Origin of the sequence: Rhizobium sp. Root708 (assembly GCF_001429725.1) — a bacterium.
In the GTDB taxonomy this organism is placed as follows: Bacteria; Pseudomonadota; Alphaproteobacteria; order Rhizobiales; family Rhizobiaceae; genus Rhizobium.
The window spans coordinates 421,956-440,329 of record NZ_LMHV01000023.1; the positions used below are offsets into that span (position 1 = coordinate 421,956).

The following is an 18,374-nucleotide window of genomic DNA, read 5'->3' on the forward strand; positions in this document are numbered from 1 at the left end:
CCGGAGGCCGGCGAAGCTCTCGATACCTTGGTATCGCCGACACCATCGTTCAGTGGCCACCCAGATGCAGCGAGGCCATCGTTATCGCCCGCGGGATCGCGGAAAACTTGCAGTCTGTTGCTGTGGCAAGCGCAACCAGACAGGTGAGAACGATGAAGGACGCAAGCACTGATATTGAACAAGCGCGCAGCTTCGGCACCTTGTCTCTCGCACTGTCGGCTTTCGCAATAGTCGCGGATAAGGCCGCGTATCATGGCCACGTCGTCCGACCCCCAGCGGAGCCCCGCACATCTTGTAGTGCCGCTTCATTTCATTGGCGCCCTTCTATGCCGGGTGTCAGATTGGGTCTGTCGGATTGCAGGCCGACCACACGGGCGAGCATGTCAGCGTCGACCTGTTTTCATTTGAAGACGCTTCACTGGAATTGGCGGGGACCCAGACGCGGACCGAGGAAAGCGGCGGCCTGATCGATGCCAAGGCGAAAACGATTGCCGCCATCGCACAAAGGATAATGAAACCGGGGAAAATACTGCCGGACGGCTCGTCGCCTTTGTACCTCATCGTCTTCTCCTGAAGCTTGTCGGCGGAAAGCCGCGGCCAGGAGTTCACTATGTCGGACAGCGCAAGGGCAGGCAGTTGCACATAGGTATTGGCGATACATTGGTATGCCCGACACCTTCGTCCAATAGCGGGTTGGCCCCTCCCATCCGAAACTCCGCTGGCAATTTCCGCCCTTGGCAGGATCACGGGCGGTAACCGTTCAGTGGTCCATCACGGGAGAAAGCAGTCATGCACAACTTCAAGACAGGAAACCTAACACGCCGGTCCTTGGGCGAGATCGCACTTGCACTGACCGCGGCCGGAATCCTTTCAGGACAGGCGGAGGGTGCTGACCAGAGCACGAAGGCCCGCCGTTCGGTGGGACATAGTCTTGCAGCCAACGGACATGTCGACGCTGGAGATCTCAATGTCGGATATGCCGAACTTGGCCCTGCTGACGGGTCGCCAGTTCTCTTGTTCCACGGCTGGCCATACGACATCAACAGCTTTGCCGAGGTTGCCCCGTTGCTGGCAGAGCGCGGCCATCGTGTCATCGTGCCTCACCTGCGCGGTTACGGCAGCACGAAATTCCTGTCCGACGACACGATGCGCAACGGTCAGCAGTCGGCACTGGCCGTCGATGCCATCAATCTGATGGACGCTCTGAAGATCGACAAGGCTACTGTCGCCGGGTTCGACTGGGGCGCCCGTACGGCAGATATCGTCGCCGCACTCTGGCCGGAACGATGCAAGGGCCTGGTCTCCGTCAGCGGCTATCTGATCGGGAACCAGGCTGCCGGAAAGGCACCGCTACCGCCATCCGCCGAGCTTCAATGGTGGTATCAGTTTTATTTCGCCACGGACCGCGGCCGCGATGGCTACGCAAAATACACAAACGACTTCGCCAGGCTCATTTGGCAGCTCGCCTCTCCGCACTGGAAATTCGACGACGCTACGTTCGAACGAAGCGCCGCAGCATTCTCCAATCCTGATCATGTCGCCATCGTCGTCCACAACTACCGTTGGCGGCTAGGACTGACCGAGGGCGAGAAGCGCTTCGACGAGTTCGAAACCAAGCTAGCATCCGCTCCTGAAATCCAGGTGCGCGCCATCACCATGGAAGGCGACGCCAACGGCGCGCCTCATCCCGATCCCAAGGCCTATGCTTCGAAGTTTAAGGCAAAATATGAACACCGGCTGATTTCGGGCGGAATCGGTCATAACCTTCCACAGGAGGCACCCGAGGCGTTCGCCAAGGCGGTCATCGACGTGAATTCCTGGACATGACGTCACCCATTGGTGGACGACGATGCAGGAACTCGGCGACCGCAATATCCATGCTTGAGAACGAACGGATCTAACCCCCCACCCGACGGCGCCCCAGCGATCGCGGTCAGTTTCCTCTCCAATCTGAGACACAGGAAAGAGCAATCGGCCATGACAACACGCGTAGACGAGACTTTCACGGTGATTGCGGAAAAATCGAACCGCTCCATGTCCTTGTTGCGGTGGGCATTGATTGTCATCTTTCTATGGTTTGGCGCCATGAAGTTTACCGCTTACGAGGCAGCGGGAATTGCCCCCTTCATCGAGCATAGCCCCATCATGCGTTGGCTGAGTGTTTTGTTTGGCGTACAGGGAGCGAGCTATGTCGTCGGTGTACTTGAACTATCGACTGCGGCGGCTTTGATCATCGGCGCGTTTAGCCCGCTGTTTTCGGCCCTTGGGGCAGCAATGTCGGCGGCAACATTTGTCATCACGCTCACCTTTCTGTTGAGCACGCCCGGAGTAGCTGAGGCAACTGCCGGTGGATTCCCTGCAATCTCTGCGGTCCCTGGGCAGTTCTTGTTGAAGGACCTAGTTCTGCTCGCCGCATCTCTGTGCCTCCTGGCGGCTTCTTTGCGCCCTCGTTCCAATCGCTGACAGTAGCCTGATCTGTCGATTGATGCGTATAGGCGACACCTTAGCTTGATCCAGCCACGCGCCTTCCAATTTGGCAATCCGCGGATCGATTGACATTCCACGCAACGCACACATCGAATATTTCGATGGTATCCATCAAGAAATGAAGGCTGGCGCGATGCTTGCTAGCCGTGGGATGAAGCGTTGCACTTTCTTCTAGCCAGACCCGGTCTTGTCCGCGCCATCGCACGACCAGAACAGGTCACGCACCAAGGCGAAAGGCGCCAGAGCGCAGCCGTCACAGAGATTGGGCGGCAACCAGGCTTGAAAGGATCCATCATTGGAAGTCGGTATCGATAGTTTTGCGATGCTCCTCACCGACCCCTCTACAGGTCAATTGCAGTCAGCCATCGATCGCATGGAAAGCGTGATCGCCGAAATCGAGCTGGCAGATCAGGTGGGCCTGGATGTCTTCGGGATGGGCGAACACCACCGAGCAAACGCGCTTGATTCAGCGCCCGCCATCATCCTGTCGGCCGCCGCCGCGCGTACGAAATCGATCAGGCTGACAAGTGCCGTCGCTGTTCTCAGCGCTGCCGACCCCGTGCGGGTTTTTCAGGAGTTCTCGACCCTGGATCTGATATCCCGCGGACGGGCGGAAATCGTGGTGGGTCGCGGCTCTTCCGTGGATGCCTATCCACTGTTCGGTTTTGACCTGCGGGACTACGATGCGCTATTCGTGGAGAAGCTCGAGCTCCTGCTCAAGATCAGAGAGCAACCAAACATAAAGTGGCAAGGCCGCTTTCGTCCTTCGCTCAATGGTGAGGGTGTTTTTCCTCGACCGCATCAACCGACCTTGCCAATCTGGCTGGGCGTCGGCGGAACGCCGGAATCCTTCGTTCGTGCCGGCACGCTCGGTCTACCGTTGATGGTCGCGATCATCGGCGGAAGCTTCGACCGTTTCCGCCCGTTGGTGGATCTCTATCGTCGTGCCTGGCTCGCCGCTGGCCATCCTCCCGAAAACCAAAGGGTTGGCGTACACGCTCTCGGCTTTGTCGCGGAAAACGACAACGCCGCGAAGGAGGCGTTCTTTCCCGGTTGGTTCCAGATGTTCACGGAAGCTGGAAAGGAACGGGGATGGCCGCCCCCGACCCGAGCACAGTTTGACCATATGTGCGGTCCGCATGGCGCGTTCGTGGTCGGCGACCCACAAACAGTCGCGGCAAAGATACTGCATGTTAACAGGACATTTGGAGGAGTTTCTCGCTTCACTTTCCAGATGAGCACCGCAGCGCTGGAAACTGAAGCAATGCGCCGCTCAATCGAACTGCTCGGCACAGAGGTTGCGCCGCTGGTTCGCAAGCAATCCCTGCTAACGTCGTAGTCGGTCGAAGTGAAATCGCCGAGCAAGTCTTGAAAGGCGCCGGCATTTGTCGGCGCTCCTCTCTCTATCCAAAGATAAGTCTCTGGTAATCAGCCAGCATCTTCGGATCTTCAACCGATCCGTGATGGTGAAGCTGCCGCCATGCCCCGTCCTTGCGCACGAACCAGCGCGTCGTACGGAAGGCGACATCGAGCGTTGCCTTGGCTGTCCTGCATGTTCCACGTTCACGGCCCACGAACAGATGCCAGTCGTCGCCGCCCTGACTGGTGAAACCGTGGAAGGTGACGTGAACCTTTGCCTGCCCTTTGAAGAGCTTGGAATAGCCCTCGGCAATATGGTCCCACCCGCGACGGATGCCACCAATCGGATTGTCCATACTGGGCTCCGCGCCTCCGAGCCATACGGCTTCCAGTCCCAGGAGATCACCCGCGTTGAAAGCGCGGTAGAATTCGATAAGCGCGTCAACAGGGCCGCCATCTCCCCGCTTTGTCTCGTGGCCGTCTATTTCGGTGAGAAGCAGATCCATCGTTATTCTCTCCTTGTGTGGTCCTGGAAGTCACAGGGTCCCGGCACGGCTACCATCTGAGAAAATGGATTTGTTTGTGGTCATCCCCAGCGACGATCGACCCAGTTGAGCTGCAAAGTATGCCGCGCCCTGAAGGTAGAATGCTCGAAGAAAGCGACGCTGATCTATTGGACAAAGGTGTCGTTATGCCTCAGGATTGCACCGATCGCCGGCGGCTCCATGATCTGCCCGATAGCGAACATCGCCGTCAGCAATCCCACGTAGCGGGCATTGTGGGACGTGCGGATTCTTCGCACTTCATTCATCGTTAAGAATGAGATCGCGGTGAAGGGGACGCCGACAAGGTGAAGTGGGGGGACCCGAGCTCCCCTAACCCGTTCTGCTACCGAGAAGCCGCCCGCACCGGATACCCAAACAGAGGCCATCAGACGGTAAGCCACGACGAGCTGTGATCGCATTCTTTTCGATGGCCGAGCCCACCCGGCGGCCATACGTCGACCGGCAGAACGACTATCTGCCGCGAAACGTGATAGATCACGAACCGCCGGAATGGCGTTCCAAGACCCTGAGCGCGTGATCGAAGAGCGTCGTGGTCAGCTCGCCAGCGGGTAGTCGCGGAGCCAATCGAGCCGCCTGCCCAGACCACAGGTTGGTGAAGTCGTCCCGACCGTCCGCTTCAGCTTTCGCCCGGACAGTGCCCAGCGCAGCTCCGGCTGTCGGGAACGGTGGCACGCTCTCAGAAAGCGGCCCCAATTCGCGCATGATGCGGTTTACGATGCCGCGTGCAGGCCGACCCGTGAACACATTGGTGATGGCGGTGCTGTCGTCTCCTGCGCCGGCGACCGCAGCCGCATGCATCGCGGGGATTTTGGCTTCGGGACAATAGAGGTATGCGGTGCCGACCTGCACGGCCGAGGCGCCCAGCATCAATGCTGCCGCCACCCCGCGACCGTCCGAAATCCCTCCCGCCGCTATCACGGGAACGCTGACCGCATCGACGACCTGGGGAACAAGAGCCATCGTCCCGACCTGGGTTGACATGTCCGCAGTCAGAAAGTTCCCGCGGTGGCCTCCGGCCTCAAGGCCCATGGCGATCACGGCGTCCACGCCGTTGGCCTCTAGCCATACCGCCTCCTTGACCGTGGTGGCCGACGAAACCACCTTCGCTCCGGTTGCCTTGACGCGATCGACGAGCGATTTTTCAGGAAGACCGAAGTGGAAGCTGATCACGTTCGGCTTGAACTCCTCGACAACCTCGCAGAACGACTGGTCGAACGGCGCGCGCCCCGCTCCTGATATCGGCGCCGAGGGATCCAGTCCCAATTCCACGTAATAGGGTGCAAGAAGCGCCCGCCAACGCATCTGCGCGGCCGGGTCGTCATCCGGGGTGACGTGGGAGAAGAAATTCACGTTTATTGGTTTCGACGTACGCGCTCTTGTCTGCCGCAAAGCATCGCGGAGCTGCTCGATGCCGAACAGGGCGCTGGGCAAAGATCCGAGCCCGCCGGCATTGGATGCTGCGACAACCATCTCGACTGTCGTCGCGCCCGCCATCGGCGCCTGGATAATCGGCAGCTCAATGCCGAAAAGGTCGATGATACGGCGGTCGTGCCAGCGCGCCATGTGGGGCTCCCGAAGTTTACATGCGGTACCAGAGTCATATCGCCGGCTTTCAGCTCCGTCTATTGCACCATGGTCTTCCTCACCTCCATGGACCGACACGAAGGTATCGGGAACACCATCGTACAATAGCGTCCTCCTCCTGTTCGGCGCGAATGTTACGGACGAACGGCGCCTAAATCAGGCCCACTGTTCCCGGCGAATGGCCGGCTTCACAGATTCGCGAACGATGTCCCGCCACCGGGCTTTCCGGTCAGCTGCGGATGGGTCGTCCTGCCCAACGGAGGCATTCGAAATGAGTGTACACAAGACTGTAGTGATTACCGGCGCATCCCAGGGGATTGGTGCCGGACTGGTGAAGACCTTTCTAGACAAGGGCTGGAATGTTGTCGGCACGTCGAGGCGCATTACTGAAACGAGCGAGTTTGATCGCGCGGGCAGGATCGAACTTATCGATGGTGATGTCGCAGATCCAGAAACCGCCGAGCGCGTTACGCAGCGGGCCGTCGAGCAGTTCGGATCGGTCGACGCCCTCGTCAACAATGCGGGCATTTTCGTCACGAAGCCTTTTCTCGATTACACGGTAGAGGATTTCCGTCGCCTTTCCGCAACAAACGTCGAAGGTTTCATCCACTTCACCAAGCATGCGGTCAGACAAATGCTGCGACAGAAGTCCGGCGGCAGCATCGTAACCATTACCTCTTCCTTGACGGACCACCCAATCAAGGGTGTCACGGCGTCCATCCCCATGATTACCAAGGGTGGCCTCAATGCGATCACCAAGAGCCTCGCGCTTGAATTCGCCGCCGAAAACATCAGAGTGAACGCGGTTTCGCCCGGCGTCGTTGACACCCCGCTGCATGCGAAGAACCCGAAAGACTTCTTGAAAACGCTGTCGCCGATGGGCACGATCACGGCCGTCCAGGAGATCGTCGACGGAGTGGTCTATCTGACCGAGTCCGCAAATATCACAGGGGAAGTGCTGCACGTCGACAACGGCGCACATCTCGGAAAATGGTAGCCCCGAACGCAGAAGCACGCCTGCGAGAGCTGGCGAATGTTCTTCCTCCCGCGCCGACACCGTTTGGCGCCTATGTCGAAGCGGTACAAAGCGGGTCGCTGCTTTTCCTGAGTGGCAGGCTGCCGGTGATCGGGCACGCGCCACAATATATAGGACAGGTAGGCAATGACCCCTCGGTTGCCGACGGGTACGACGCCGCGCGAACGGCCTGCCTGAGCGGGTTGGCAGCGACGCGTGCGCATCTCGCTGAACAGAATCCGCATGATCGTAAAGCTCGGCGTCTACATCGCGACGCCGGCCGATTTCCGCGAACATCCAAAGGTCGCGGACGGCGCGTCGGAACTTCTCCTATCGATCTTCGGCATCGAGCGTCTCTCACCCCGCATCGTTCTCGGCGTCTCAAGCATACCGCTCGGAATGCCGGTTGAAGTCGAACTCGTTCTTGAAATCGAACCCGAGCGAACACGTTCGCTTTCAAACCAAAAATGGAGGCAATTATGAAAGTCAGGCTACCAAGTGCGGCGGGCGCAGCTGCTGCGTCCTCGAAATTTCTCGCCGCGGCAGCGCTGCTCATGCTGCCGGCCCTCGCCCTCTCCAGCCAGACAAAGGTTGCCGAGAAGGTGGATGTTCCAGCGGAAGGGAAGTCCGTACAGACACACGCTCAGGTGAGGATCGAGAAACGGACGCCCGCCTACTGGCGCGTCACGTTCGACAATCCGCCGTTCAACATCTTCGGGCCGGAGACAATTCCGCAGATGGAGAAGGCGGTCGCGGAAATCGAGTCCGATCCGAACCTCAGGGTGGTCGTCTTCGACAGCGCTGTACCGGGCTTCTTTCTGACCCACTACAACTTCACGCCGCCGCTCGCCGAATCCACCGGGCTCCCCTCGGGGCCGACCGGCCTACACCCGCTCCCGGACATGCTTGTCCGCATCAGCAAGTCCCCCGTTGTCTCCATCGCCCTGATCCGCGGGCGCGCGACGGGGGTTGGCAGCGAGCTTGCGCTCGCCAGCGACATGCGGTTCGCGAGCCGGCAGAATGCGATCCTGTCGCAGTGGGAAGTCGGCGCAGCCCTCGTCCCCGGCGGCGGGCCGATGGCACGACTTCCGAGGCTGATGGGCCGCGGGCGCGCGCTCGAAGTCCTTCTCGGCTCCGACGATATCGATGGCGATCTCGCCGAGAAGTATGGCTACGTCAACCGTTCGTTCGACGACGACAAGCTCGACCCCTTTGTCGATGCGCTGGCGACCCGGATTTCCGGCTTCGACCGCCAGGCGATCGCCGACACCAAGCGCCTGGTCGACTTCGCAAGTCTTCCGAGCGACCCGGAGATCGCAGCCGGCTGGGATGCCTTCATTACCTCGGTCCAGCGTCCGGCAGCACAAAGAAACATCGGCCGATTGATGGAAATGGGGCTGCAGAAGGATCCTGATATCGAAACAAGACTTGGACACTACACCCAGTCTCTGGCCGAGAAGTAGGTCGGGACGGTGCCCGCGCAAAGGCTCGGCAGGTCGCGTGGGTACCGACAACGAAATGCCAATCAATGTCACGCGGTCGCGCGTCCGCTTTCTGGGCGCTCGACGAGCACAATCTTCGCCAGCTCCCAACCGATGGAGACATCTATGCACAGCATCGAAAACCAGATCGTCGATTCAAGCTTCTCGGCGATCATCAACGCACCGATCGAGAAGATCGACATTCCGACCTGGTGCTTCAACCTGCCGGAAAAGGAATACCAGGGGTGCTCGCCCGCACACATCGCAGCCGGTTTCACGACGGCGCCTGACGGCACGCGGATGTCGATCAATGTCGAGACGATCGGCGGGAGCCTTATGGTCCAGCATTATCACGAGACCCTGGGCGAAAAACACCATCTGATCCTCGACTCAGATTCCGACGTCTTCACGCCGAATGGCCGGGTCACCATCCATGTCACCTGGGAACTGAGCGTGAAAAAAGTCGATGCGTCTCATTGCGAATTCACCAACAGGGTCCGGTCCTACGCGACGGACGAAATGATGACATTCCTCGACCGCCAGGGCATCCCGTTCGAGCTTTTCCGCACGCAACGCCAGCCGATGTCCATTGCGCACAACAAGGGCGAGACACCGCTGTTTGCTGCCAGCATCGAACGTGCCGCACTGAAGAACGCATCCACGAAAGCGGCCTGACCGGCGAAGGAGTATTCAATGACAGAGTTATCCTTCGACCGGAACAACACCGGTCTGCTGGTGGTCGACCCCTACAACGACTTCATCTCGGAAGGCGGCAAGATCTGGCCGCGCATCAAGGAGGTCGCCGAAGCGAACAACTGCGTACCGCATATGCTGGAGGTGTTGACCGCCGCCCGCGAAGCGAAGCTACGCGTCTTCTTCGCAATGCATCATCGCTATCGCCCGGGCGACTACGAGAACTGGAAATTCGTGGCACCGATCCAGCGCGCGGCGTGGAACCGCAGGAGTTTCGAGTTCGGGACCTGGGGCGGCGAATTCCGAGCCGAATTCGTGCCTGTCGCCGGCGAAGTCGTTGCATCCGAGCACTGGTGCTCCAGCGGCTTCGCCAATACCGACCTTGATCTCGAGTTGAAACGGCATGGCATCCAGCGGGTAATCGTGATCGGGCTGGTCGCCCACACCTGCATCGAGGCCACCGTCCGCTACGCTGCGGAGCTTGGCTACGACGTAACAGTCGTCAAGGACGCCGTCGCCGACTATTCGCCGGAAATGATGCATGCGGCGCTGGAGATCAATCTCCCCAGCTATGCCAGCGCGATCGTGGATACCAAGGAAACCATTGCCGCGATTGCGCTTGCCCACGCGTCATAAGCCTTGGTCGAAACAGCAGGCAATATCCGGCGGGCGCAAACGTGCCCGCCGGATTTTCTCTGTGACAAAAGCCGATCGTCAGACGTCCGCCGCCTTGGCGGCCATTGTGGCCTTTGCCCACCAAACGAGTTCATCGAGCGCAGTCTTGGCAGACGGCAGAAGACTAGCTTCGATCTCTTCGATCGGCTTGTTGCCGCCCATCGGAAACACCGCGAAGAACTCTCCACCGCCGATGTGAACGGCCGCGTGTGTGGAAACCATCTGCAGCTCGACGCCAATGCCGCGCAGATGTTCGAGCGCGCGCGATCCGCCGGTACTCCCGTAGGCGATAGCCGTGAAGGGCTTGCGGCTCCATTCCGTGTAGGCCTGGTCCAGCGCGTTCTTCAGCACCCCGGTGATCGAGCGATTGTATTCTGCGACGACGAAGATGTATCCATCGTAGTGGCCGACGGTTTTCTGCCAGCGGACCGCTTCGGGGTTCTGGCTCGGCGCCCAAGCGTTTGATGCCACCTCGTCGAAGAACGGCAGCGGATGGTCGCGCAGATCGACCAGTTCGACATCGACGTCGTCGCGCGCCCTGGCTTGCTTCAGTATCCATTGGGCGGGCTTGTCGGCAAAGCGGGTCGGACGGGTCGAGCCGATAATGACGGCAATTCTTGGTTTCGAAGCCATGCTATCCTCATGTTTGTTGGTTTGTGTTGATGACCCTCTTTCCCAGGATCATTTGCTGTTCAGGGCGTCCGCATACGCATAGAGCCCAGGGGAACCTCCGGTCATCAGAAACAGGACGTTTGATCCAGCTGCGATAACGCCGGCTTCGATATCGGCAAGCATACCGGCGAACGCCTTGCCCCCGTACACCGGATCGAGAAGCAGGCCCTCGGATCGACCGACGATTTTGACCGCCTCGACCATATCTGGCGTCGGCATGCCGTAGCCGCCGCCGAGCTGGCCGCCACTGATCGTCAAGTCCTTGGGCTCTACCCGTTCATTCCTCGATAGCATCTGGAGCACCGAGTTGACCTTATCCACGGTCGCGAGCACGCATGCGTCGGCGGGCGACAGGACGGTATGCGCCAATATCCGCGAAGGATCGCCTCCTGCGATCACGGTCGCGGCCGCCAGACCTGCATGCATGCCGCCGCTGCCATTTGGAATGACGATATGATCGAACGCCATTCCCATTTCGGCCGACTGCATGGCGATCTCGAAGGCGCCGTCGACATATCCAAGACACCCGATCAGCGTCGAACCACCGAGGGTGGCCACGAAAGCCTTTCCTCCAGACGAGGCGATCTCGGATGCCCGACACGCGGCAAAAGCACCCGCATCGTCTCCTTCAGCGAGGATATCGAGGCGTGCGCCGAACAATTGATCCAGTAGCACGTTGCCATTCGCCTGATAGATTTCGCTCTCTCGCGGCACCATCTGCACAAGAACCAGTTCGCAGGACAACCCGATCCTCGCACAGGCTGCCGCGGCGAGCCTGGCGAAGTTCGACTGAACTCCACCGATCGCAATGATCGTGTTGCACCCCTCGGACTTGGCCTGCCCGATCAGGAACTCGAGCTTGCGGAGCTTGTTGCCGCCGCCGCCGAGCTCCATCAGATCGTCTCGTTTCGCCCATATGGAGACGCCTTTGCGCCGATCCCCAAGCATGTGTTCGAGACGAGCCAACCGCTGGACCGGCGTTGATCCCTGCATCAGGCGCACGCGCGGGAACCGGTTCAGTAAATCGGTGGCAGTCATCGCGTATCTCTCATTGAGGTATCTGGGTGTGTCGGACGAAGCCGGCCACACCATTTGACGTCTTCGTCAGGACACCAGCGCTGGCGCCCGATAGCGCGCAGCCGGCGTATTACGCGACAGGTTTGGCATCAGCTTCTGCCGGGCAGCCTCATATGCGTTCCAGTCGTCGGCATTAGGTACGGACGGCAGGGTTATCAACTCGCCCATATCAAGACCGGCGAGCGCGGCATCGACAGCGTCCTCCGCCTTCATGATGATCTGGTCGGGCAGATGGTCGAGCGAGCCACCAGAGGCTTCCCAAAACGGGGTTTCGACAGCGCCCGGAAGCACGGCCTGGATCCGAATGTTTTTCTCGGCCAGTTCCTTCTGCAGGGAGAACGTCAAGGCGATGACGAATGCTTTGGTCGCTCCATAGACGCCATTCAGAATCTCAGGCGCGATGCCCAACGCGGAGGCCATGTTGATGATCGTGCCGTGTTCGCGCGCGACAAACGACGGCGCGACGGCATAGACCAGCCGGGTCAAGGCTATCACGTTGACCTTGATCATCCTCTCCATTGCCTCGACGTCGGACATGAGCAACGGCTCTACCGCGCCGACCCCGGCATTGTTGACGAGCATGGTGATCGACGGATCGCTGCGCAGGATTCCTTCGACCTTCAGAAGGTCGTCATGCTGGCCAAGATCCGCCCGAACGGTTTTCACGGCTCGACCCGTGGCCTGCCCGATTTCCTTGCCGACCCTCGTCAGCGCTTCCTGGCCGCGGGCGACGAGGATGAGGTCGTATCCGCGACGCGCCAGCCTGTCGGCGTAGAGCGCTCCGATGCCCGACGACGCGCCCGTGATGAGCGCCGTGCCTCTTGGAAAATTCGTCATAGTGTTTCTCCTTGCTTGACGTGCAGCCATGGGTGATCGTCAGCGCAACGTCCTGAACGCCGCACGCAGTTCTGATGTGAAGAGGTCTGGTTGTTCCCAGGCGGCGAAGTGTCCGCCCTTGTCGACTTTGTTGTAGTAGATGAGGTTGTGGTAGGCCTTCTCGGCCCAGCTCCTCGGGGCCTGGTAGATTTCGCCGGGAAACACGGTAATTGCTGCGGGGATCTTGATGTCGACCGCGTTGAAGTTGTTGGCGTTGTTCTCCCAGTAGAGACGTGCGCCCGAGGTGGCGGTTCCAGTGAACCAATAGAGAGAGATGTCATCGAGCATCTCATCCCTCGTCAACGACTTCTCCGGGTCGCCGCCGCTGTAGGTCCAGTCCGCGAACTTGTCGTAGTACCAGGCGGCAAGACCGGCAGGCGAATCCGTCAACGCGTAGCCCAGTGTCTGCGGCCTCGTGACCATCATCAGAGCGTACCCCGCACCCTTCGTGTAGAGGGCGTTCATCTGTTCGTAGGCGGCCTTCTCGTCTGCTGAAAGGCCGGCCCGGGCAGGTTCACCATCTGCGAGCGCCTTGGCGATATCGGGAGGAACGGTCGCGGGCATGTTCGTGTGAATGCCGAGCAATCCTTCCGGCGCCTGGGCGGCCATCTTGTCGGATACCACCGCGCCCCAGTCGCCGCCCTGCGAGACGTAGCGGTCGTAACCGAGCCGCTTCATCAGCACGTGCCAGCCGCGCCCGATGCGATCGGGCCCCCATCCGGTCTCGGTCGGGACCTCCGAGAAGCCGTATCCGGGCATGGAAGGAATGACGACATGGAAGGCGTCCTCGGCAGTGCCGCCGTGCGCGGTCGGATCGGTAAGGGGCCTGATCGTGTTGACGAGTTCAAGCACCGATCCCGGCCAGCCATGCGTCATGATCAGAGGCAGCGCGTCCTTGTGCTTGGACTTGACGTGAATGAAGTGGATATCGAGGCCATCGATCCGCGTCATGAACTGCGCATGCGCGTTCAACTTCTTCTCTCCGCGTCGCCAATCGTATTCGGTGCCCCAATAATCGACGAGAGGCTTCAGCTTCTGGAGCTGCGCGCCTTGTGAGCGGTCCGGGACAGTTTCTCTGCCGGGCCAACGGGTGGCGCGAACGCGGCGCCGCAGTTCGTCGACTTCCTTCTGCGGGATAGCGCACTTGAAGGGCCGGATTGCGTCGTCTCCCATTGCCGCCTGAACCGGCTTCGGCAAGATGCCGAGCGCCGCCGTTGCGGCCGTGGCTGCGAGCAATTCACGCCGCGTCGGTGAGGATGCGGCATTGGTTTTAACTTCTGCGGGCATGATGTCCTCCAGATCAGGCAATTGGAATGTGTCATAGGGATCGTCCCTCCTTCCCTCTGACGCTATTGCACGAAGGTATGGGCGATACCTTTGGACCGGCTGACCGCGCGCTGAAGATCCGACACCTTCGCACAATGGACAGGCACGCAGGCGACGGCGCATTGTTTCCGGGACGGCTGTTATGCCGCGGACCAATTTCAAATCGAGGGAGATCGAGATGGCTATCCAGGAACCGAACAGGCCGACGGTCGCACATGCCCAGCACATCGACATGAAACTCGAGGTCGTCGTCATTCCCGTCTCCGACGTCGATCGCGCCAAAGTCTTCTACACGGGACTCGGCTGGCGGCTCGACGCTGACGTCTCGGGCAAAGACGGCTTCCGTGTCGTGCAGGTAACCCCGCCTGGCTCACCCTGCTCTGTCATCTTCGGATCGAACGTGACGGCCGCAGCTCCGGGCTCCGCTCAAGGACTTCATCTCATCGTGCCCGACATCGAGATCGCCCATGCCACACTCGCTGCCCGTGGCGCCGAAATGAGCGGGGTCTTCCACGACAGCGGCGGCGTCTTCCATCACAAGGGCACGGACCACCGTCTGTCTGGCCCCCACCCCTCGCGTTCGAGCTACGGCTCGTTTGCCTCCTTCTCCGATCCGGACGGAAATGGCTGGCTCTTCCAGGAGGTCACGGCAAGACTACCTGGACGTATCGACGCCGGTGGCGCCGCATTCGCGTCGGCGAGCGACCTTGCCGCTGCGCTGCGGCGGGTCGCCGCTGCTCATGGCGAGCATGAGAAGCGACAAGGCGGACAGCATGACCACGATTGGCCGGACTGGTACGCCGATTACCTCGTCAAGGAGCAGACAGGCGCGACGTTGCCAGCCTGAACTGATCGCCCCACGATTCCACGAGAGTTAAGCTCCCCCGGCAGCGCCCACGAATAGCCGTTCTGTTGGCGACCGCGGCCACCTCCCCGCCTCAGCTTGGCGCAAGGGCGCCGGCTCGATCGGACCGGCGCTCCTGCTTTTCAACCAGAGACCAGCGTTTTGCCGCCCTCGTTGAAGCAGCTATAAACGCATTCATTTGGTGAGGGAACGGTCGTGAATAGGGAGACACTCACCCGTTTTCCGGCACACTCAAGGTGCCGGCCGCGCCTGCGTGGCAATTCGCGCAAGTTCCGATCTCAAGCGAGGAACCGCGAAATCAATGAAGGCCCTGACCTTCGGAACCGCGGTCCGCCCCTGGGGCGTAAGCAGATGCACGGGAAGCGCGTCGGGTTCATCTGAATCGAGGACAACCTGTAGTCGACCGTCCCTCACGAACTCGGCGACGTGGTAGGAATAGAGCCTAGTCACGCCCATCCCCGCAGCGGCGGACGCGGTCGCGGCACGTACGCTATTTACGACATATCGGGGTGAAAAGTGCACCGTCCTCGGGATCGAGGATCCACTGACGGGCGTAAAGCTCCACGACTCGAGGCCAAAATTCGAGAAGGCGATGATCTGATGCTTCGACAAATCGGAGGGCTCGCTGATTGCGGCATTGCTCGCAAGGTATTGTGGGGAGGCAACGACGACACGCCTGACATCACCGCCGATCCGGATGGAGATATGCGTCGAGTCTGTCAGATTGCCGATCCTGAGCGCCACGTCGACGCCTTCGTCGATAAGGTTCACGAACCTGTCGAGCATCAGAAACCGAACCGCGACATTCGCATGCTCCTGCAGAAAGTCATCAAGGATCGGCCGCAGAACCTCCTCCCCAAGGATTGGCGGCGCCGAGATCGTCAACACGCCGCGTGGAGCCGATCGTTCACCACCAGCCACGATGTCGGCCTCCTCAAGGTCGATCAGCACTCTTCGGCAAGCCTCGACATATCGCTGACCGGCGTCGCTGAGCTTGAGGCTTCTTGTCGTACGATGAAGAAGTTCGACGCCCACATGCTGCTCCAGCAGTGACAAAGCACGGCTGATAGCCGTCGGAGACCGCTTGAGACGACGAGCCGCCCCGGCGAGGCTTCCCTCCTCCACCGCGGTGACGAAAACCTTCATTGCGTCGATCCGATCCATTCCCCAGCTCCGCAACTATCGTGGACGATCCGCCACCGTGTCAGGCATACAAGCGCTACTTTGAATACGCAGGCCAGCGACACATTTGTGCTATAGGCGACCTTTGACATGCAGGCATGATCACTTTTACGAAATGATGACGACCAAAAGCGCAGGAACGTCGGTGCCTTTTTCATGATAAAGCGCTTGAGAAATACACTTGTGACGATTACGCGACCTTTCTCAACTACGCGAATACACGGTGGCTCGGGTCTCAGCTGTTTGGTTAAGTTGTGAAAAGGGCGCGATGTCAAGCTGGCCCCTTGTTCCTCTGTTTCATCCTCGGACCACTTCTCGAACAGCACCTGCGTATTGCCATGCGGTCATCCGATGGCAATCCTCTGGTATCCACGGCGCGGCCAGTCAGTCTCGCGCTTCTAGCGATCTCCTCTCTGCAATACTCATTGCGTTGGTCTTTCCTGCCTTCCTAAACGTCCGCAAAGCACTGCCGACCCCACGCATGAAGTAGCGGTGAACATCGTCTAGCGGCTGGATGAGACCTGCAGGCACCGCCGATCTGCGCCTCGAAAGCAAGGAAAGCATATACCTATTTCAGGCGGCTCACAGTTGTTGTGACGGCATGTCATCTGCGATGCTGAGGACACACACAATCGAATACGAAAGTATTGGCGATACCATGGTGCAATGGTTGGGACGCGTCTTTGGTGGGAGCTTGATTGCTGAAGAACAGAACCACAAGACACAGGAGTATGACATGTCCCACAAGCGCCCGCAGGTCACACGTAGAACATTCCTTGCCATAGCAGCCTCTGCAACTGCGGCGAACATCCTGCCGGATGCCTTGGCTGCCGCAGATAGAACTGCGGGTGTAAAGCCGTTCAAGTTTACAGCCACGGACGAACAGCTCGCAGATCTAATCCGCCGTATCACCGCTACGCGCTGGCCCGACGAGGAGACCGTCCCCGACGACACGCAAGGCGTCCGCCTGGACATGATAAAGAAGCTTGCCAAACATTGGCAGAGCTATGATTGGCGCAAGGCAGAAGCACGGATGAATTCCTTCCCGCAATTCATCACCGAGATCGACGGCATTGATATCCATTTTATCCATGTCAAATCAAAGCACGAGAATGCGCTGCCGATCATCATCACCCACGGCTGGCCGGGGTCGATCATTGAGCAGATGAAAATCATCAAGCCGCTCACAGATCCGACCTCCCATGGTGGTACAGCGGCCGATGCTTTCCATGTCGTCATTCCATCATTGCCAGGCTATGGCTTCTCGGGCAAGCCGAAGCAGACAGGCTGGAACCCACCGCGGATTGCCAAGGCTTGGGCAGTGCTGATGCAGCGGCTCGGTTATTCCAAATATGTCGCACAGGGCGGCGATTGGGGTAATGCGGTCACCGAACTAATGGCGTTGCAGGAGCCTGCCGGCTTGCTCGGCATCCATACTAACATGGCCGCCACTGTTCCCGCCGACATCGCCAAGCTGCTGGCGGCCGGCAGCCCCGCTCCAGTCGACCTCTCGGCAGATGAAATGCGCGCCTACGTGCAGCTCGACGACTTTTACAAGAACGGGCTCGGTTATGCGATCGAGATGAACAATCGGCCGCAGACGCTGTATGGTATAGCCGATTCCCCTGTTGGACTTGCTTCCTGGATGCTCGACCACGATATCCGCAGCTACCGGATGATTGCCCGATCCTTTGACGGTCAGACGGAGGGCCTGACACCCGACGACGTGATTGACAACGTCACGCTCTATTGGCTGACGAATACAGCAATCTCCTCGGCACGCCTCTACTGGGACAATGCGCACTTCCCTTCAGGTGGTTTCTTTGATCCGCGCGGCATCAAGATCCCTGTGGCCGTCAGCGCTTTCCCTGACGAAATCTACCAAGCGCCGCAAAGCTGGGCGGAACGAGCTTACCCAAAACTGATCCACTACGGACGGCCGGCGAAAGGCGGACATTTCGCTGCCTGGGAACAGCCCGAACTATTCACCTTGGAGGTTCGAGCTTCATTCAAGTCGCTTCGCAATCAGATTTAGCGGATTGAGGGGCGCCTTGCCTTGGTGGTGTGGCAACACAAAAAGCCCCATTCGGGGCTTTTGATGTTGTGTGTTTGTGCTGTGTGTTTTTGGAAGATTGGTTGCGGGGGCAGGATTTGAACCTGCGGCCTTCAGGTTATGAGCCTGACGAGCTACCGNTTGATGTTGTGTGTTTGTGCTGTGTGTTTTTGGAAGATTGGTTGCGGGGGCAGGATTTGAACCTGCGGCCTTCAGGTTATGAGCCTGACGAGCTACCGGGCTGCTCCACCCCGCGCCAGCGCAACTCCTTCGGAGTTGTCGCGTCCGAGCAAACCGGTTTGCGGTTTGCTCTTACTGCCTGAGCGACTTGGCGAAGCGAAGTCGTCTCATGTTCGGTTCTGCTACCCTTTATAACACAAAAGGCCGCTTACGCGGCCCGATGTTTGTCGGCTTGGGCCGAGATTGTGATGAGAAGATTTGTTGTTGCGCTTGGCAGACCTGG

The 18,374-nt window shown here is 59.5% G+C and carries 18 protein-coding genes, 1 tRNA gene and 1 pseudogene; 11 read left to right on the forward strand and 9 right to left on the reverse strand.

The window, feature by feature from the left end; all coding sequences use genetic code 11:
- The first annotated feature begins 355 nt into the window (after positions 1-355).
- From ASE04_RS30745 to ASE04_RS16365, 4 genes are all read left to right on the forward strand, one after another.
- Positions 356-574, forward strand: a complete 219-nt coding sequence (locus tag ASE04_RS30745) for a hypothetical protein (protein ID WP_156408812.1) — start codon at positions 356-358, stop codon at positions 572-574.
- 215 nt (positions 575-789) lie between these two features.
- Positions 790-1,827, forward strand: coding sequence for an alpha/beta hydrolase (locus tag ASE04_RS16355; protein WP_082597372.1), 1,038 nt, complete (start codon positions 790-792; stop codon positions 1,825-1,827).
- 150 nt (positions 1,828-1,977) lie between these two features.
- On the forward strand, positions 1,978-2,463 hold the full coding sequence (locus tag ASE04_RS16360) for a YkgB family protein (protein ID WP_056819048.1): 486 nt from the start codon (positions 1,978-1,980) through the stop codon (positions 2,461-2,463).
- 319 nt (positions 2,464-2,782) lie between these two features.
- Positions 2,783-3,826, forward strand: a complete 1,044-nt coding sequence (locus ASE04_RS16365) for an LLM class flavin-dependent oxidoreductase (RefSeq protein WP_056819051.1) — start codon at positions 2,783-2,785, stop codon at positions 3,824-3,826.
- 64 nt (positions 3,827-3,890) lie between these two features.
- Here the strand turns inward: ASE04_RS16365 and ASE04_RS16370 are convergent, their stop codons facing one another.
- The 3 genes from ASE04_RS16370 to ASE04_RS16380 all read right to left on the reverse strand — a co-directional run bounded on the left by ASE04_RS16370 (position 3,891) and on the right by ASE04_RS16380 (position 5,975).
- Positions 3,891-4,352 carry a YybH family protein gene (locus ASE04_RS16370; protein ID WP_056819052.1) on the reverse strand — a complete coding sequence of 154 codons (462 nt, stop codon included), beginning with the start codon at positions 4,350-4,352 and terminating at the stop codon, positions 3,891-3,893.
- A gap of 164 nt (positions 4,353-4,516) precedes the next feature.
- Positions 4,517-4,843 (reverse strand): YbfB/YjiJ family MFS transporter, encoded by a 327-nt coding sequence (locus tag ASE04_RS31925; RefSeq protein WP_082597373.1) that lies wholly within the window; start codon positions 4,841-4,843, stop codon positions 4,517-4,519.
- Positions 4,844-4,886: 43 nt separating this feature from the next.
- Complete coding sequence (locus ASE04_RS16380) at positions 4,887-5,975, reverse strand: NAD(P)H-dependent flavin oxidoreductase (protein WP_056819056.1); 1,089 nt, start codon at positions 5,973-5,975, stop codon at positions 4,887-4,889.
- A 292-nt stretch (positions 5,976-6,267) separates the two neighbouring features.
- Here ASE04_RS16380 and ASE04_RS16385 point away from each other — a divergent pair, with 292 nt between their 5' ends.
- From ASE04_RS16385 to ASE04_RS16405, 5 genes and pseudogenes are all read left to right on the forward strand, one after another.
- A complete protein-coding gene (locus ASE04_RS16385; protein WP_056819058.1) occupies positions 6,268-6,993 on the forward strand; it encodes an SDR family NAD(P)-dependent oxidoreductase in 726 nt (241 codons plus the stop codon).
- Positions 6,987-7,494, forward strand: a pseudogene (locus ASE04_RS16390) (RidA family protein). Before ASE04_RS16385 ends, ASE04_RS16390 begins: the two are co-directional and overlap by 7 nt.
- Positions 7,491-8,474, forward strand: coding sequence for an enoyl-CoA hydratase/isomerase family protein (locus tag ASE04_RS16395; protein WP_056819060.1), 984 nt, complete (start codon positions 7,491-7,493; stop codon positions 8,472-8,474). Before ASE04_RS16390 ends, ASE04_RS16395 begins: the two are co-directional and overlap by 4 nt.
- Positions 8,475-8,618: 144 nt before the next feature.
- On the forward strand, positions 8,619-9,167 hold the full coding sequence (locus ASE04_RS16400; RefSeq protein WP_056819062.1) for a hypothetical protein: 549 nt from the start codon (positions 8,619-8,621) through the stop codon (positions 9,165-9,167).
- An 18-nt stretch (positions 9,168-9,185) separates the two neighbouring features.
- The gene (locus tag ASE04_RS16405; RefSeq protein WP_056819064.1) at positions 9,186-9,821 is read left to right on the forward strand and encodes an isochorismatase family cysteine hydrolase; all 636 of its coding nucleotides are present in this window, start codon (positions 9,186-9,188) and stop codon (positions 9,819-9,821) included.
- 78 nt (positions 9,822-9,899) lie between these two features.
- Here the strand turns inward: ASE04_RS16405 and ASE04_RS16410 are convergent, their stop codons facing one another.
- From ASE04_RS16410 to ASE04_RS16425, 4 genes are all read right to left on the reverse strand, one after another.
- Positions 9,900-10,493 carry an NADPH-dependent FMN reductase gene (locus ASE04_RS16410; protein ID WP_056819066.1) on the reverse strand — a complete coding sequence of 198 codons (594 nt, stop codon included), beginning with the start codon at positions 10,491-10,493 and terminating at the stop codon, positions 9,900-9,902.
- 48 nt (positions 10,494-10,541) lie between these two features.
- Positions 10,542-11,570: a D-cysteine desulfhydrase family protein gene (locus ASE04_RS16415; protein WP_056819068.1), complete on the reverse strand. Its 1,029-nt coding sequence runs from the start codon at positions 11,568-11,570 to the stop codon at positions 10,542-10,544.
- A gap of 66 nt (positions 11,571-11,636) precedes the next feature.
- Positions 11,637-12,446, reverse strand: a complete 810-nt coding sequence (locus ASE04_RS16420; RefSeq protein ID WP_056819070.1) for an SDR family NAD(P)-dependent oxidoreductase — start codon at positions 12,444-12,446, stop codon at positions 11,637-11,639.
- A 39-nt stretch (positions 12,447-12,485) separates the two neighbouring features.
- Entirely contained in the window at positions 12,486-13,772 is a 1,287-nt protein-coding gene (locus tag ASE04_RS16425) for an epoxide hydrolase family protein (protein ID WP_056819072.1), read from the reverse strand.
- Positions 13,773-13,989: 217 nt separating this feature from the next.
- Between ASE04_RS16425 and ASE04_RS16430 the strand changes: the two genes are divergently transcribed.
- Complete coding sequence (locus ASE04_RS16430; RefSeq protein ID WP_056819073.1) at positions 13,990-14,658, forward strand: VOC family protein; 669 nt, start codon at positions 13,990-13,992, stop codon at positions 14,656-14,658.
- 249 nt (positions 14,659-14,907) lie between these two features.
- Here the strand turns inward: ASE04_RS16430 and ASE04_RS16435 are convergent, their stop codons facing one another.
- On the reverse strand, positions 14,908-15,840 hold the full coding sequence (locus ASE04_RS16435; protein WP_056819075.1) for a LysR family transcriptional regulator: 933 nt from the start codon (positions 15,838-15,840) through the stop codon (positions 14,908-14,910).
- A 754-nt stretch (positions 15,841-16,594) separates the two neighbouring features.
- Between ASE04_RS16435 and ASE04_RS16440 the strand changes: the two genes are divergently transcribed.
- Positions 16,595-17,893, forward strand: a complete 1,299-nt coding sequence (locus ASE04_RS16440; protein ID WP_056819077.1) for an epoxide hydrolase family protein — start codon at positions 16,595-16,597, stop codon at positions 17,891-17,893.
- A 197-nt stretch (positions 17,894-18,090) separates the two neighbouring features.
- On the opposite strand, the gene ASE04_RS16445 is transcribed toward ASE04_RS16440, so the two are convergent.
- Positions 18,091-18,167, reverse strand: a tRNA-Met gene (locus tag ASE04_RS16445).
- Positions 18,168-18,374: the final 207 nt, after the last annotated feature.

Excerpts from the sequence above, each read along its gene's own strand:
- ASE04_RS16410 (WP_056819066.1), bottom strand. The coding sequence starts at position 10,493 with ATGGCTTCGAAACCAAGAATTGCCGTCATTATCGGCTCGACCCGTCCG.
- ASE04_RS16355 (WP_082597372.1), top strand. The coding sequence starts at position 790 with ATGCACAACTTCAAGACAGGAAACCTAACACGCCGGTCCTTGGGCGAG.
- ASE04_RS16370 (WP_056819052.1), bottom strand. The coding sequence starts at position 4,352 with ATGGATCTGCTTCTCACCGAAATAGACGGCCACGAGACAAAGCGGGGA.
- ASE04_RS16400 (WP_056819062.1), top strand. The coding sequence starts at position 8,619 with ATGCACAGCATCGAAAACCAGATCGTCGATTCAAGCTTCTCGGCGATC.
- ASE04_RS16385 (WP_056819058.1), top strand. The coding sequence starts at position 6,268 with ATGAGTGTACACAAGACTGTAGTGATTACCGGCGCATCCCAGGGGATT.
- ASE04_RS31925 (WP_082597373.1), bottom strand. The coding sequence starts at position 4,843 with ATGGCCGCCGGGTGGGCTCGGCCATCGAAAAGAATGCGATCACAGCTC.
- ASE04_RS16440 (WP_056819077.1), top strand. The coding sequence starts at position 16,595 with ATGTCCCACAAGCGCCCGCAGGTCACACGTAGAACATTCCTTGCCATA.
- ASE04_RS16405 (WP_056819064.1), top strand. The coding sequence starts at position 9,186 with ATGACAGAGTTATCCTTCGACCGGAACAACACCGGTCTGCTGGTGGTC.
- ASE04_RS16380 (WP_056819056.1), bottom strand. The coding sequence starts at position 5,975 with ATGGCGCGCTGGCACGACCGCCGTATCATCGACCTTTTCGGCATTGAG.
- ASE04_RS16415 (WP_056819068.1), bottom strand. The coding sequence starts at position 11,570 with ATGACTGCCACCGATTTACTGAACCGGTTCCCGCGCGTGCGCCTGATG.
- ASE04_RS16395 (WP_056819060.1), top strand. The coding sequence starts at position 7,491 with ATGAAAGTCAGGCTACCAAGTGCGGCGGGCGCAGCTGCTGCGTCCTCG.
- ASE04_RS16360 (WP_056819048.1), top strand. The coding sequence starts at position 1,978 with ATGACAACACGCGTAGACGAGACTTTCACGGTGATTGCGGAAAAATCG.
- ASE04_RS16420 (WP_056819070.1), bottom strand. The coding sequence starts at position 12,446 with ATGACGAATTTTCCAAGAGGCACGGCGCTCATCACGGGCGCGTCGTCG.
- ASE04_RS16425 (WP_056819072.1), bottom strand. The coding sequence starts at position 13,772 with ATGCCCGCAGAAGTTAAAACCAATGCCGCATCCTCACCGACGCGGCGT.
- ASE04_RS16430 (WP_056819073.1), top strand. The coding sequence starts at position 13,990 with ATGGCTATCCAGGAACCGAACAGGCCGACGGTCGCACATGCCCAGCAC.
- ASE04_RS16435 (WP_056819075.1), bottom strand. The coding sequence starts at position 15,840 with ATGGATCGGATCGACGCAATGAAGGTTTTCGTCACCGCGGTGGAGGAG.